Source organism: Erythrobacter sp. JB1-15, from assembly GCF_057365035.1.
In genome coordinates, this window is sequence record NZ_CP200295.1 from 1560749 (window position 1) to 1575791 (window position 15043).

Annotated in this window: 13 protein-coding genes; 8 read left to right on the forward strand and 5 right to left on the reverse strand. The window is 56.6% G+C overall.

The features are described from left to right. Positions 1 to 160: 160 nt before the first annotated feature. Positions 161 to 1126 carry a tyrosine-type recombinase/integrase gene (locus AC0V6L_RS07555; protein WP_486153687.1) on the reverse strand — a complete coding sequence of 322 codons (966 nt, stop codon included), beginning with the start codon at positions 1124 to 1126 and terminating at the stop codon, positions 161 to 163. 646 nt (positions 1127 to 1772) lie between these two features. On the opposite strand from AC0V6L_RS07555, the gene AC0V6L_RS07560 reads away from it, so the two are divergent. The 6 genes from AC0V6L_RS07560 (at position 1773) to AC0V6L_RS07585 (ending at position 9174) form a co-directional block, all read left to right on the forward strand. After that, positions 1773 to 2387, forward strand: coding sequence for a DUF1826 domain-containing protein (locus AC0V6L_RS07560; protein ID WP_486153688.1), 615 nt, complete (start codon positions 1773 to 1775; stop codon positions 2385 to 2387). Between the two features lie 76 nt (positions 2388 to 2463). Beyond that, positions 2464 to 4665 (forward strand): TonB-dependent siderophore receptor, encoded by a 2202-nt coding sequence (locus AC0V6L_RS07565; RefSeq protein WP_486153689.1) that lies wholly within the window; start codon positions 2464 to 2466, stop codon positions 4663 to 4665. 18 nt (positions 4666 to 4683) lie between these two features. Further along, positions 4684 to 5409, forward strand: a complete 726-nt coding sequence (locus AC0V6L_RS07570) for an ABC transporter ATP-binding protein (RefSeq protein WP_486149732.1) — start codon at positions 4684 to 4686, stop codon at positions 5407 to 5409. After that, positions 5406 to 6836, forward strand: coding sequence for a DUF3526 domain-containing protein (locus AC0V6L_RS07575; protein ID WP_486153690.1), 1431 nt, complete (start codon positions 5406 to 5408; stop codon positions 6834 to 6836). Before AC0V6L_RS07570 ends, AC0V6L_RS07575 begins: the two co-directional genes overlap by 4 nt. Then, complete coding sequence (locus AC0V6L_RS07580; RefSeq protein ID WP_486153691.1) at positions 6833 to 8107, forward strand: DUF3526 domain-containing protein; 1275 nt, start codon at positions 6833 to 6835, stop codon at positions 8105 to 8107. Before AC0V6L_RS07575 ends, AC0V6L_RS07580 begins: the two co-directional genes overlap by 4 nt. Then, entirely contained in the window at positions 8104 to 9174 is a 1071-nt protein-coding gene (locus AC0V6L_RS07585) for a M14 family metallopeptidase (RefSeq protein WP_486153692.1), read from the forward strand. Before AC0V6L_RS07580 ends, AC0V6L_RS07585 begins: the two co-directional genes overlap by 4 nt. Before the next feature lie 63 nt (positions 9175 to 9237). Here AC0V6L_RS07585 and AC0V6L_RS07590 read toward each other — a convergent pair whose 3' ends face one another. From AC0V6L_RS07590 to AC0V6L_RS07600, 3 genes are read right to left on the reverse strand one after another with little or no spacing between them, the layout of a single operon-like run. Beyond that, positions 9238 to 9366 carry a hypothetical protein gene (locus AC0V6L_RS07590; protein ID WP_486149740.1) on the reverse strand — a complete coding sequence of 43 codons (129 nt, stop codon included), beginning with the start codon at positions 9364 to 9366 and terminating at the stop codon, positions 9238 to 9240. Further along, positions 9363 to 9728: a DUF6702 family protein gene (locus tag AC0V6L_RS07595; RefSeq protein WP_486153693.1), complete on the reverse strand. Its 366-nt coding sequence runs from the start codon at positions 9726 to 9728 to the stop codon at positions 9363 to 9365. The genes AC0V6L_RS07590 and AC0V6L_RS07595 overlap by 4 nt, the downstream gene beginning before the upstream one ends. Beyond that, positions 9725 to 12187 (reverse strand): M1 family metallopeptidase, encoded by a 2463-nt coding sequence (locus tag AC0V6L_RS07600; RefSeq protein ID WP_486153694.1) that lies wholly within the window; start codon positions 12185 to 12187, stop codon positions 9725 to 9727. The genes AC0V6L_RS07595 and AC0V6L_RS07600 overlap by 4 nt, the downstream gene beginning before the upstream one ends. Before the next feature lie 179 nt (positions 12188 to 12366). On the opposite strand from AC0V6L_RS07600, the gene AC0V6L_RS07605 reads away from it, so the two are divergent. Both AC0V6L_RS07605 and AC0V6L_RS07610 read left to right on the forward strand, forming a co-directional pair. Next, the gene (locus AC0V6L_RS07605) at positions 12367 to 12672 is read left to right on the forward strand and encodes a DUF4212 domain-containing protein (protein ID WP_486153695.1); all 306 of its coding nucleotides are present in this window, start codon (positions 12367 to 12369) and stop codon (positions 12670 to 12672) included. Between the two features lie 12 nt (positions 12673 to 12684). Next, complete coding sequence (locus AC0V6L_RS07610; RefSeq protein ID WP_486153696.1) at positions 12685 to 14460, forward strand: sodium:solute symporter family protein; 1776 nt, start codon at positions 12685 to 12687, stop codon at positions 14458 to 14460. 43 nt (positions 14461 to 14503) lie between these two features. Here AC0V6L_RS07610 and AC0V6L_RS07615 read toward each other — a convergent pair whose 3' ends face one another. Then, positions 14504 to 14944: a VOC family protein gene (locus tag AC0V6L_RS07615; protein WP_486153697.1), complete on the reverse strand. Its 441-nt coding sequence runs from the start codon at positions 14942 to 14944 to the stop codon at positions 14504 to 14506. Positions 14945 to 15043 lie beyond the last annotated feature (99 nt).

The following is a 15043-nucleotide window of genomic DNA, read 5'->3' on the forward strand; positions in this document are numbered from 1 at the left end:
TGCTACCGTGCGACGGATGTCGTGTATGCGCCATGCCCCTATGGAGGCATCGTCTCGCAGCCTCGCAATCGCGCGATCAAGATTGGCTTTAGCCTTTCCAATGCCGCCTATAGGCCTTTTGCCACTAGAGGTTAGGACGAAGCCCTTGGCTGGCCATTTTTCACCCCCCGGCCAAACGGTCAAGTTCTTCGATCACGGGAGCAGATAATGGGACAAGGTGGATGCTTTTGTTCTTGGCTCTATCGGCTGGGATTGTCCAAAGGGCGGCTTTGCGATCAAGCTCGCACCACTCAACGCTTGCAACCTCGCTGCGCCTTTGCCCGGTCAATATCAAGAGCCGAAAGAACGCGCCGAACGCTGGGCCAATACCATTTGAGGCCTCAAAGACTGTCGCGAGTTCGTCATCATTTAGAACGCGGTCGCGCGCTTTTGGCTTTTCAGGCCGCTCCATATTGGAAAGAGGATTGCGTTCGATAATGCCACGCTTCGCCGCCCAGCCAAAAAGCACTGAGGCATAAGCGAACACCGCGCGCCGCATAGCGCGCTGCTCGGCTGGTATGCTGTCAATAATAGGCTGCAGGTCGACGCGGCCAATGTGAGGGAATGGCTTGTCGCCAAGGGAGGGGCGCAAATGGTTCTCGATGACAAGTCGCGCTTGTCTGATACTTGATGGTCTGCGCTCTTTCTCGTGCTCGTATTGGTTGAGCCATTGGTCTGCCACTCGGCCAAAGGCCAGCTCACCTTCTAGTCGCGCGCGCTCTCGATCCTCTGCGTCCTGTCTGTCTCTCTCTGCGATAGCGTCTAGCTCGGCTTGGCGGGGGTCTGTGCCCATCTCGACCATGGCTGCAAGCTCCTTGGCGCGGGCTCTCGCTTGATCTGGTGTAAGTCTGCCATGCTTGCCGATTGTGTAGCGTTTTGTTGCAGTGCGCGCCGCCTCACCTGGACGAGCTATCCGATACTGAAGGACGTATATCTTGTTTCCAGCCGGTGTGACTTTGAGGCCAAAACCGGAAACGTCTCTGTCCCATATGAATCGGTCGCGCTCAGCGGGTTTCGCCGCATCCACTGTTCGCTTTGTAATTGAAGCTTTTGCCAATCCGATCTCAATCCATTCCCAATCTAGCAATCAGATAGTAAGCAGTAGCAATCAAACTTGCAATCAAAACTGACAATTTCCGATAAGGAAAGATGAGATTATAGAGGGTTGCGCACCGGGTAATTCTGAACTTTCGGCAATAGATACGCTAACTTTTAATCAGTAGGTCGCTGGTTCGAACCCAGCAGGACTCACCATTCATTCCTATCGAACATCGGTTTCTGGGGTCTCCGCTGAGGAGGCCGAGATAGTGCTGGCAATTCCGGGTCTTTGCGCCAGTGGGAAATTGCTACCGACAATGCAGACGCATTGACCCCCTTAATCGCTCCCGAAATGCGCTTAGTTTCCTGCGGCCGATTTGAAGTTGGGTAAGCCAAGTGTCTCGCGCTGATCTGCGAAGCGAACTGGCAGGTTCCCCGTCCGCTAACGGCTACGGGTCTTAAGGTTCTCGGCCAGTGTACCCTCGAGGATGCATGGGATGACCTTGGGATCAAGATAGCTCAGCCTTGCAAGTTGCTGAAAGTGAAGCAACTTGGTGGTTTTGACCGGTCGAGCGGCGGCTTCGTCTATGTCGTGTGGCTTCTCTCGCCCTCCCCAACTTCGCGCTTGCCACAAAACCATGCATCCGTTAGTCAACATGTTATGTTGTAACATCTAATCTGCGCGCCTCCCTCTTATGAATACGCTCTCCCTCTATTCAACTTCCCACTCGCAATCGCTCGATGATTTGCGCGACATTCGCGATCCGGCCTGTTCGCTTGCCGTGTGGCAGCGTGATGCACTGCCTGAAGGTTTGTCTGGTGTCGCAGCACTGTTGAGAGATCAGCCGCGCGATGTGCGCTTTGCGGCTCGCAAAACGGATTTGGCCCGGGAGCTTCCGTTTCAGTTGGCCGAAGCTGGTTTTCCTGCGGGCGAGACACGTGATGCGCTCATTGCTGATATTACGGCGCTATCCGACAATTTTTGCGCCATCCTGGATATTGATGAGCTGGAAGTTCGGCTTGAGATCGTGACCGGCAATTCATGCCGCAAATGGCATGCCGATTACGTGACGGCGCGTCTTATCAGTACGTATGTGGGAAGCGGCAGCCAATGGCTTGATGCTCGCGATGCGGACCGTGTTTCGCGTGGGGGTGAGCCGGTACAGATCAACCAATTGCCTGCTGGTCATGTGGGTCTGTTCAAGGGGCGGCTCTCCACCCAGACGCCGATTATACATCGCTCTCCGCCGATTGAGGGGACGGGAGAGACCCGGTTGCTGCTGGTGCTCAATCCGGTCGATCCGGCATGAGCAAGCGACCAACTCCACACTTTTACAAATAGCAAACGCGCACATCCAACACACAACAAAACACTGGGTCACATTCATGCTAAAAATTCGCCTTATCGCCTCGACATCCGCCATTGGTCTTTTTGCGCTCGCTGCGCCCGCTGCTTTTGCGGAGACATCCGAGACATCCGAAACAGTCGAAACGGGCGAGGGCACTGGCAACGAAATCATCGTGACGGATCGCCGCGCTTATCGCGGTGATTTTGATGCGCTGGAGATTCCGCAGAACGATCAGATCCTTGGCGAAGACCTGCTGCGCGATGCCAATGCGCTGGATCTCAACCAAGCACTCGATCTGTCGGCATCGGTCGCACGCCAGAACAATTTCGGCGGTTTGTGGAATGCCTTTTCGGTGCGCGGTTTTTCGGGCGATATCAACCTGCCATCGGGCTTTCTCGTCAATGGGTTTAACGCCGGGCGCGGATTTGGCGGGCCGCGCGATCTTTCAGGCATCGAAGCGGTGGAAATACTCAAAGGCCCGCGCTCTGCCCTTTACGGACGGGGTGAGCCAGGCGGTACAGTCAATCTCGTCACCAAACGCCCGCAATTTGAAACTTCGGGCTATGTCCAGTTTCAAGGTGGATCATTCGATTTTTATCGCGGCGATGTCGATCTGCAAACGACACTTGGCGACAATGTCGGCGTGCGTATCGCTGGTTTTTACGAAGATGCCGGAAGCTTCCGCGAAACGGTTGAGACCGAGCGGTTCGGATTTTACCCCTCTATCACGGCCAAGCTGGGCGAAGACACCCGTGCCACTTACGAATTTGAATACACCAGTCAGGATATTCCGTTTGATCGCGGTGTGATTTTCTCTGAACAATTTGGCTTTAGCCCCCGCCGTACATTCACAGGTGAGCCGGGCGATGGTCCGATTGAAACCGAAGTGACCGGCCATCAATTTGAATTGCAGCACGATTTTTCGGACAATTGGAGCCTGCTCGCTGGAGTGGGCTACCGCGAGACATCGCTTGTCGGCAATGCATCCGAGAACAATTTTGGAAGCCGCCAGCTGTTTCTGCGCGATGGTGACACGATAACGCGCTTTTTTCGTTTCCGCGATTTCAATTCCGATTACTTCGTGGCGCGGGCAGAGCTTGCTGGCGAATTTGAAACCGGGTCGCTTAACCACCGGCTGATTTTCGGCGCAGATTACGACCGGTTTGAAAACAGCCTGTTTATCTTGCGCTTCCGCCCTCCCTTTGTCCCAGCTGATGCGGATCTGTCGCTGCTTGATCCGGCGACTTATCTGTCATTAAGCGCCAGCAATCCGGTCTATGGTCAATTCCCGATCCCGACGCCCGGCCCCAACACCGACCGCGAAGAAGTGCTGAAAGGATTTGGTTTCTATATTCAGGACCAAATTGAAATTACCGAAAACCTGCAAATCCGCATCGGCGGACGGTTCGATGATTTTGAGCAAGACCTGACCAATCTTCGCGCCATCCCTGCCACAACGACATCGTCCAATTCCGATCGCTTCTCGCCGCAGATTGGCGCGGTTTATCAGGTGAATGACGGCCTAAGCCTCTATGCCTCTTACGGCGAGGGGTTCCGCCAGCAAACCGGTTCTGATTTTGAAGGCAATCAGTTTGCGCCCAATATCACCGAGAGCTTTGAATTTGGCGGAAAACTGGATGTGGGCACCATTTCGGACAAGGTCGATGGTCTTGTTACGCTGACATTTTTCCAGGTCGACCAGAGCAATATCCTCAACAATGATGATCGCCCTGAAGCGGTTGCTGCGGGCTTCTTCCTCTTCACTGCAGGTGAGGCGCGCAGCCGAGGGGTTGAGTTTGATGCCAATCTGGCATTTCAGACGGGGTTCAACCTTTATGTCTCCTATGCCTACACCGACGCTGAATATCTAACGACAACGCTGGATGAGAGCGGATTTGGCGCGACAATCGAAGCGGGTGACCCGCTGATCAACGCGCCCGAACATCAATTGAGCATTCAGGCGAGCCAGGAATTTGCCATTGCCAACATTCCTGCTGAAATCGGCGGCGGAGTGCTGCATGTGGGATCGCGCAATGGATTTGCCGGGGTTGATTTTGACTTGCCTGCATATACGACCGTGCGCGCTTTCGCCGAGGTTGAAGTGGCGCAGGGATTTGTGCTGAGAGCAGATGTCGACAACATCTTTAACGAGACATTCTACACCAATTCCTTCGCCGATGTCTGGGTGCAACCGGGCGCGCCGACCTCTGCGCGTTTTACCGCTCGTTTCAGTTTCTAAATTGGAAGGATCAGCGAGATGACATCGCCATTGGAAGCCCGTTCGTTATCGCTCGTGCGCGAAGGAAATTCTGTGCTGGATGGAGTATCCTTCAGCGTTGCGCGCGGGGAGATCTTTGCCTTGCTGGGCGGAAATGGGGCCGGCAAATCATCCACTTTGCTAACCTTTCTGGGGTTTCTGGACCCTGCCAGCGGTGAAGCTTTGGTGGATGGCAAATCGGTTGCCAGCGATGTTGCAGCAGCGCGTTCGCTGATTGCCTATCTGCCTGAGGCTGCTTCGCTTTACGGGCATATGACCGCTTACGAAAATCTGAGCTATTTTCTCGACCTTGCCGGTAAAAAGGTGAGCGATGGGGATTTGGATGCGGCGCTTGACCGGGTGGCTTTGCCTGCAGAGGCACGCACGCGCCGGCTGCAATCCTATTCCAAAGGCATGCGGCAGAAAACCGCGATTGCCTTGGCGCTGCTGCGCGAGACGCCGATCCTGCTTTTGGATGAGCCGACTTCTGGCCTTGATCCGGTGGCGATTGATGAATTCCATGATCTTGTCACAACCTTGGCGAAAGGCGGGCAAACCATTTTGATGGTAACGCACGATGTTTACGGCGCGTGTCAGGTCGCGGACCGGGTGGGATTGCTGCGAGGCGGCCAGCTCGTGGGCAGTTTCGCTGCAGAAAATGGCGAGCGCATCGACACAGAAATGGTCCACGCTGCTTTCGCGCAGCGGGAAATGGCGCGGCCATGATCGCCCGGATCGCGCGTGAAGAATGGCGGTTGTGGCTGCGATCAAGGGTTGTGGTTGCTGCATCGCTGATTGTGATCGTGCTGCTTGCCGCGACAAGCTTTTTGACGATTGAGCGGATCACCAGCGAACAATCGCAGCGGCATCAGCAGCAGGTGGCAGCCGAACAAACTTTCTTTGCTCAGCCTGACAGGCACCCGCATCGCATGGTCCATTATGGCCACTACGCGTTTCGCCCGCCGCCTCCCCTCGCCATGTTTGAACCCGGAGTGGACGCGGTCACCGGCCAGTCGATCTTCCTCGAAGGGCATCGCCAGAACACCGCCATGTTCGCCGATACCAAAGCGGCAGCCGACTTGGGCGGGTTTGGCGCCTTGACCCCGGCGAATTTGTATCAGGTGCTGATGCCGCTTTTGTTGATCGTGCTTGGCCATGCAATGTTCCTGCGCGAGCGGGAAAGCGGTACTTTGGCCGTTATGCTGGCGCAGGGGCAGTCGGGTGTGTCGCTTGCTGCGGGCAAAGCGGCCGCGTTGTTGGTGGTCATTGCGGCGTTTATGCTGCCGCTCGTCGGTGTGGCGGTGTTTTCGATCAGCGCGGGCGAGAGCGTGCTTGCCGCTGCCATGCTGGTCCTTGGATATTTCACCTATCTTTGCGTGTGGGGCGCGATTGTGCTGGCCGCTTCGATTTGGCTGAAACAGCGCGCTGTGTCGCTGGGCGCGTTGATCTTTGTCTGGCTGTTTGCTGCGTTGATTGTGCCGCGTTTCGCTATCAATGCCAGCAGCGCAGCGATCGATGCGCCAGGCAAAATTGAAAGCGACCTTGTGATGCTCGCCGAGCAGCGCAAGCTGGGCGATGGCCACGATGCTGCCGATCCCGCTTTCCAGCAATTGCAAGCGCAGGTGCTGGAACAGTATGATGCCGAGACAATCGAGGAATTGCCGATCAACTGGCGCGGCGTTGTCGCCTCTTATTCCGAGGCGGAATTGACTGACCTGCTCAATTCATACGCCGAAGACCGAATGGGCAAGGAGGCAAGCCAATCGCAATTGTTCAATCTGTTTGGCATTGCTTCGCCTACAATCGCCATAAGCGCTGCCTCGCGCACGCTGTCGGGCACCGATCTGGCGACGCATCACCGGTTCCTGCGCGAGGCAGAAGACTTGCGCTTTGCCTTTGTTCAGGCGCTCAATCAGGCGCATGCAGAGGATCTGGATTACGCGGCCGATATCAATCGCAACGCCGATGCCGCTTCATCCAAAGCAGCGCGGATCAATGCAGGGGCGTGGCAAGTGCTTGATGAGTTTCGCTTTGCCCCTGACAGCGCGGGCGAGCGAGTAAGCCGCGCCGCTTTGTCGCTTGGCGTGCTGCTGGCGTGGCTGGCGGGCGCATTGGCTGCCATATGGTTTGCTGCGCGGCGGGTGAAGCTGTGATTGCGCGCGCACTTATTCGTGAAGCGCGGTTCCTGATTCGTGATCGCGGCGCGGTGTTCTGGCTGGCGCTTGCGCTTTCATTGTCAGTGATCGCAGTCAGTTTTGGCATATCCGAAGTGCGCGAACAGCGCGCCACTATTGCAACTTTGATCAAAGAGGATGCTGCCGACCGCCAAAACGCTCTGAAAGGGCATGAAGAATGGGGATCGGCTGCCTATTACGCGTTCCATTTCACTTACGCGCCGCCCTCCGATTTCGCCTTTGCAGCCATGGGGCAGCGCGATGCCAGCCCGTGGAAACACCGGGTGCGCATGCTCGCGCTCGAAGGGCAAATTCACGAAGCGGACACTCGCAACGCTGATTTTGGCCTTGTGGGACGGTTTGATTTTGCTTTCCTCGCAGCGTCGATTGCGCCGCTTTTGCTGATCTTGTTATTGTACGATCTGCGCGCTTCTGAACGCACGGCGCGCCGGCACGATCTGCTGGTTGCAACCGCAGGATCATCTGGATCCTTGTGGTTTGCGCGCGCGCTTGTCCGGGTGGGCCTGCTGGCTTTGGCTTTGCTTGTCCCGCTGTGGGCTGCGGCGTTGATTGAGGGCGCACCGATTGCGTTGGTGATGCAGGGAAGCGCAATTGTTATCGGCGCGCTTGCGATATGGTGGCTGATTGTTGAGCTTATCAGCCGCATCAATGCCTCGCCATCAGTGCTGCTTACAAGTCTAATCGGCGTCTGGCTGGCCTTGGCAATCGTCGTCCCTGCACTATCCAAAGCCGCGATTGAGGCGCGCAATCCGGTGCCGGATGGCGGCGAGATATTGCTGCAGCAGCGCGAAGCGGTGAATGATGCCTGGGACTTGCCCAAAGAAGCCACGATGGAGCCATTCGTCGCTGAGCATCCAGAGCTGGCCGATCATGCCACCATTGAAGGGACATGGGCGTGGAATTGGTATTACGCGTTCCAGCAGGTGGGCGATCAAAAGGTCGTGCCTTTGGTTGAGCAGTATCGCAATGCGCGAATGGCCCGCGATAAAGAAGCGCAGCTTTTCTCGTATCTCTCGCCGACATCCTTTGTTGAACGCGCGTTTGAACATCTCGCTGGGACCGATGCGGAATCCATGATCGGCTATGAAAATGCCGTGCGCGATTTTCATGGGGAATTGCGCGCATTTTATTATCCACTGATGTTCCCTGAGCAGCCCTATGACGTCAAACGCCTCGATGATCTGCCCGCCTTTTCGCCGCCTTCGGCACATGGCGCTGCCTCATCATGACGCGCTGGCTCCGCCTATGCCTGACAATGCTGCTGGCTATTTGCGCGCCCGCGCTGTCTGCTGAACCGGCGCAGCGGTTCGTGATCGGGGAGCATAGGGTCCAGCCCGGCAAGCGCGCCGATATCCGCTTGATCGTTCCGGCAATAGGCGATGATCCGGGCACGTTTATCCCTGTCACAGTTCTTCACGGGGATGAGGAAGGACCAGTGCTTGCCGCTGCGGCCGGGGTGCATGGCTATGAATTTGCGTCCATTTTGGCAGCGGACGCGTTGGCAGACACAATTGATCCCGCTGACCTTAAAGGCACGGTGATCCTTGTGCGGGTTGCCAATATCCCCGCATTCGAAGCGCGCTCGCCTTATGTGAACCCGGTGGACCGCAAAAACCTCAATCGCAGCTTTCCCGGCAGCGCGGCCGGAACCTTGACCGAGCGGATTGCCGATGTCCTCTCGCGCGAAGTGGTGGCGCGCGCGGATTTCCTGATGGACATTCACAGCGGCGATGGCGCGGAATTTCTTGAACCCTTTGTGGGCGTTTATGGCGGGCCATTGTCGAGCGATTTTGACACTGCCTTGGAGGTCGCGCGCGGGTTCGGGTTTCCCAATATCGTGCGCTATAAAATGAACACGCAGGCGCAAGTTGACACAAGGCGCTCGCTCAATCGGCAAGGCGTGGCAGCGGGCATTCCGACCGTGCTGGTGGAGATCGGCCAGAACGGCAGCCGCGATAAAGCGCAAGTCCGTGCGATTGCCACAGGGGTTAAAAACGCACTTGGCATTTTGGGGATTTGGGAAAAATCGCGCATCAATGTGCCGCCTGCGCTTCGCCTGTTTGAAAGCACGACAGGCGTTACCGCATCGCATTTTGGCCTTTACACGCCTGCCGATCCGGACAGGCGTTATCTGTTCAAAGGCGACCTGATCGGCACGATCCGCGATTACACGGGCAAGGAAGTTGAGCGGCTATACGCGCCGATTGACGGTTATGCGCTGTATGGGCTGAGAGGGCCGCCGGTGCGCGCAGGCGATGGAGTGGTGACAATTGGCCGCCCTGTCAGCAGCTTTTAAGCCGCTGGGTTCAAGCGGCGAGCCAGCCGCGCATTTCAGAAATGGGCGCTTGGGTCAGGACGCCTAAGGCAGAGCAGCGCTTTTCGCCCGGTCGCCTGCGCGAAACACCAGCGTTTCCACGTCTGTGCCTGCACCGATATTCACCCGGTTCACCTGGCGCGCCCAGATATCGGTCAGGATTTGCGAGTTCACGCGAAGCTCAGCGCCCGGTCCGGGGAGGGGGCTTCCTGATAAATCAGCAAAGTGCGCCCTTCAATCTCGGTCCCCAGCAAAGTGAGGGGCAGGGTGGCGCCGTCCCGCTCAACGCGAAATCGATCCGCGACATAGGCAGCAAATGCGCGGCGGGCATCAATGCCGCCCAGAATATCGTGGGTTTTGTCGCCAAAGGTGCGCAGAGCGTGTTCGGCATCATGGATCGGCACCCGGTGCACCACTTCGATCATATCGGTGCGCGGATTGTGCGCGATGACGGAGATAGACGCTTTCTGCTGATGCGCTGCTGCGGGGACCGCCAGCAGCAGCGCCATAAAAAAGACGAGCGCGCGCTTCATCATTCGGTTGCGGCTTCCTCGGCTTCGGCTTCGGCTTCGGTTTCGTCGTCTTTTACCAGCACTTCGGCCATCAGATCGCGGCCTGCGCGCGAAGAGGGATCGGGGCGTTTGAACGCTTCAATCCGGCTCTCGATCATTTTGCGCGGATAATGGTTGTTGCCCACATCCGCATCCGCCGTTTCCCAATCAGGATCGACGACAACCTCGGCCAGCTCCTTGCCTTTGGGATAGACCAGCAATTTGGAAACATTGCGCGAATTGCGCCGCCAAATTTCGGCCGGGATGTTCATTTTTTCAGTGGTCCCATCGGCAAAGGTCAGGCCAAGAATGATCGGCATCACCAGCCCGCCTTTGTTTGAGAAACTCAGCACATAATAATTGGCGTCTTCCTCAACCGCGCGGTCAAAGGCTGCGCGCTCCCAATCGTCCAAACCTTCAAGGAAGCTTTCATACTTTTTCGTATCGCGCGGGGTGACGGTGAAGCGATCATTTTCATCGTAGAAATCGGTCACGCCGGGATTTTCCAGCACCCAGATCGGCAGACCCTGTTCGCGGTTCAGACGCACGCCGACTTTCTCAGGCTCGCCGGCCAATTCATCGCGGCGGCGGGCAAGGTCGATATCGGGGTTCTTGGTATCCAGCCGCAGCTTGTGGATGGTATCGAGTGAGATATCGACGTGATCGGTGGTGTAGAACCAGCCGCGCCAGAACCAATCAAGATCGGTGCCCGATGCCTCTTCCATGGTGCGGAAGAAATCGGTGGGGGTGGGCCGCTTGAATTTCCAGCGGCGGGCATATTCGCGAAGGGCAAAATCAAACCGCTCGCGCCCAATCACCGTATCGCGCAGGATGTGATAGGCCGCCGATGGCTTGCCGTAAGCATTGGGGCCAATGTTCAAGATGCTGTCTGATTGCGTCATGATCGGCACCTGATTGCGCGATGTCATATAGGGGATCAGATCGCGCGGCAGCGAACGGGTCCATTGCACATCGGGATCCCATTCATAGCCTGCAACGCTATCGAGGAAGGAATTGATCCCTTCATCCATCCACGTCCATTGGCGCTCATCCGAATTGACGACCATGGGAAAATAGATGTGACCAATTTCGTGGATCACCACGCCAATAAGGAAGATCTTCTCGCTTTCTGAATAGGTGCGCGTGCCATCGTCCTGCAGGGTTGTGCGCGGGCCGTTGAACGTGATCATCGGGTATTCCATCCCGCCGACAGGGCCGTTTACGGATTGCGCGGTAGGATAGGGATAATCAAAGCTGTATTTTGAATAGACCTCCATCGTGTGGACCACAGCGGCGGTGGAATATTTGCGCCACAATTCGCCGCCTTCCTTGGGCCAGAACGACATCGCCATCACGGTGGAATGCTGCGCGCCGGGCTGTTTGTGTCCCTGCGCATCCCACATGAACTTGCGGCTGGTCGCCCATGAAAAATCGCGCACATTTTGCGCGGTAAATCGCCATGTCTTGTTGCCTGTGGGATTGGAGGCCTCGTTCGCTTCTGCCTCTTCCGGTGTCACGATGAACATCGGCTCCGTCGCATTACGCGCGCGCGCCAGGCGTTGACGCTGCGCCGACGTAAGCACGGCTGCCGAGTTTGCCAGCACGCCGGTGGAGGACACAATGTGATCGTTGGGCACCGTCATCGACACATCGTAATCGCCAAATTCGAGCGTAAATTCGCCGCGGCCCAAAAACTCCTTGTTATGCCAGCCTTCATAATCGGAATAGGCGACCATGCGCGGGAACCACTGCGCAAACAGGAACAGGTCATTGCCCCCTTCGCGCGGATCATCGGGGAAATGTTCATAGCCGGAACGCGCGAAAATCACGTTTTCTTCAACAATGTTGAACGCCCAATCGACATTGAAAGTAACGCTGGCACCCGGGCGCAGGGGCGTTGGCAGATCAATCCGCATCAGCGTGCCGACAATGGTGTGATCAAGCGCGCGCCCGCCAGCCAGGCTCACCCGGCCTATGTCATAGCCATAGGCCTTGTCAGCCATGGCCTGTTGGCGGCGCAATTCTTCGAGCGACAATTTGGGAGCCTCGCCCCCGCCGCCTGCACTTACCGCAGGCCCGCGCCTGCCGGGGCCGCCAAATGTGTTGGTGAGCTCTGCCATGGAATCCTTTTTGAAGATGTTCTGATCGAGCTGCATCCAGATCCACGGAAGAGTGTCGGGCGAGTTGTTTTTGTATGTGATCGTCGCATTTGCCGTCAGCCGGCGCGCGTCTTCATCGAGATTGGCTCGGATGCGGTAGTCGGCTTCTTGTTGCCAATATTGATGGCCCGGCGCGCCCGATGCGTTGCGATAGACATTGGGATCGGCCAGCACTTCGTCCAATTGGCGAAACTTGTCTTCGAAATCGCCTTTCGTCTGCTGGATGCCTTGCGCAAAAGCGGGGACGGCGAACAGGAAGGCGGCGATAAAGGCGATCAATCTCAAAGGGATTTCCTCTTGGGTTTAGTGAGATAGGGTGAGCTTATACGGGGCCAGACCGGGCTGCAAAGGGCCAAATGCCAAAGCGCCGCACAAGGAACTTTTCGAACACCGCGCGCCACAAAGATTGCAAAAGCTCTCTTGCCCGCGCAAGGTTGATGCGCATGATTAAAGGGGGGGTACAGATGGCTGGCGAACCGGACGATATGGCTGATGATATCGCACATGATATGCAGGCCAAAAACGCGGTGCAAAGCGCCTATTGGCGCGCAAATATTCGCCTGCTTACCGCGCTGATGACGATCTGGTTTGCCTGTTCCTTTGGCGCAGGCATCCTGTTTCGCGATTTTCTCGATCAGTTCAACCTTGGCGGGTATCCGTTGGGGTTCTGGTTTGCGCAGCAGGGTTCGATCTACATCTTCATCGCGCTCATTTTCATCTATGTTTTCCGGATGAAAGCGATTGAGCGCAAATATGATCTTGATGATTAGGCGCGCGCGCTGATGGACACGCAAACGCTAATCTATCTCTTTGTTGGTGCCAGTTTCGCCCTTTACATTGGCATCGCCATCTGGAGCCGCGCGGGTTCGACCAAGGAGTTCTACGTCGCAGGCGGCGGGGTCCATCCGGTTGTCAATGGCATGGCGACAGCGGCCGATTGGATGAGCGCTGCGAGCTTCCTATCCATGGCGGGCCTCATTGCGTTTATGGGATATGACGCCAGCGTCTATCTGATGGGATGGACGGGCGGATATGTGATGCTGGCACTGCTGCTTGCGCCGTATTTGCGCAAATTTGGCCAGTTCACAGTGCCCGATTTTATCGGCACACGGTACTATTCCAAAACCGCGCGCGTGGTGGCGGTTATCTGCCTGATATTTATCAGCTTTACCTATATCGCAGGGCAGATGCGCGGTGTGGGAATTGTGTTTTCGCAATTCCTTGATGTGTCGATTTTCTGGGGCGTTATCATCGGCATGGGGATTGTCTTCATCTATGCCGTTCTGGGCGGGATGAAGGGGATCACCTATACGCAGGTCGCGCAGTATTGCGTGCTGATCTTTGCCTATATGGTGCCCGCATTCTTTATCAGCTTTATGCTGACAGGCACTCCTTTGCCGCAGATTGGGCTGGGATCAGTCGTGCAGGATGGGTCGGGGCAATATATGCTGGAAAGGCTCGATAATGTGCTGGTTGATCTGGGTTTCAATCAATACACCGCCGGGTCCAAATCCATGATCGACGTGTTCTGCATCACCATGGCGCTGATGGTGGGCACAGCAGGTTTGCCGCATGTGATCGTGCGGTTCTTCACGGTGCCCAAAGCGTCCGATGCAAGGCTGTCTGCGGGGTGGGCGCTGGTCTTTATCGCGCTGTTATACACCACTGCGCCTGCCATTGGCGCATTCGGCATGTACAACCTCATCAACAAAGTCGACGGGGTCGCTTACAGCGAGGTCGAGCCGTTCTTCACCAATTGGGAGGATGCAGACCTTTACGCCTGGCAGGACAAGAACGGCGATGGTGTTATGCAATATCGCCCCGGCACTGCGTTTGAAGGCAAGCCTGATTTTACCGGGAACCGCGGCCCATCGGGTGAGCGGCTGGTGGCCAATGCGCCCAATGGGGAAAGCGAAAACGAGATCTATGTTGATCGCGACACTTTGGTGCTGGCCAATCCGGAAATTGCCGGTCTGCCCGGCTGGGTCGTCGCGCTGATGGCAGCGGGCGGATTGGCTGCGGCGCTTTCCACGGCGGCGGGTTTGCTGCTGGTTATCTCAAGTTCGGTTAGCCATGATTTGCTGAAAAGCACCTTTGCCCCCCAAATCTCTGCCAAGGGCGAATTGCTGGCCGCGCGTATTGCGGCAACGGCTGCGATTGTGGTGGCGGGGTATCTGGGTATCTATCCGCCCGGCTGGGTCGCGCAGGTCGTGGCGTTTGCATTCGGTCTTGCCGCATCCAGCCTGTTTCCGGCGATCTTTATGGGCATATTCTTTAAGGGCATGAACCGCGAAGGCGCGATTGCGGGCATGGTTTCAGGCCTAGTCTTCACCTTTGGCTATATCGTTTATTTCAAGCTGGTGAACCCGGCGGCGAACACCGCGGACAATTGGCTGTTTGGTATCTCGCCCGAGGGGATCGGAGTGATCGGCATGGTGATCAATTTTGCCGCAGCGATTGGCGCAGCAAGCGTGACGGCCAAGACCCCGGCGCATATTCGCGCATTGGTTGAAACCATCCGGGTGCCGCGCGGAGCAGGGGATGCGGCAGAGCATTGATGGGGTGCTCAAATAGTAAGCAGGGCCCTTGGCGCGGTTTTGCTCAGGTGGCGAACAATTGGGCAGGGTCAGCAAAAGCCTTGAATTCCAAAGCATTGCCGGATGGATCGCGCAGGAACATCGTGGCCTGTTCGCCCGGCTTGCCTTCAAAGCGCACTTTGGGCGCGATGATAAACTGCGTGCCAGCCGCTTGCATTTTGTCAGCCAAAGCGCGCCAATCCTTCATTGATAAGACCAGGCCAAAATGCGGCACGGGCACATGATCGCCATCGACCTGGTTGCCTCCGGTGGTGCCTTTTTCGGGCCCTGTATTGGCCCCCGCATTATCAGCCAGATGCGCGACAATCTGATGGCCGCGAAAATCAAAATCGATCCATTCATCTGAGCTTCGCCCTTCATCGCATCCCAAAAGATCGCCGTAAAAGGCGCGCGCGGCGGCCAGATCATGGACGGGAAAAGCGAGGTGAAAAGGGGGCAAGCTCATAAGCGGTCTATCTGCCCCAATTTTTGCGCCAGCGCCAGATCGTCATCCGCCGATGCATCTGCATGATTGCGCGCATTTTCCTACACGCGTTCAATTTGC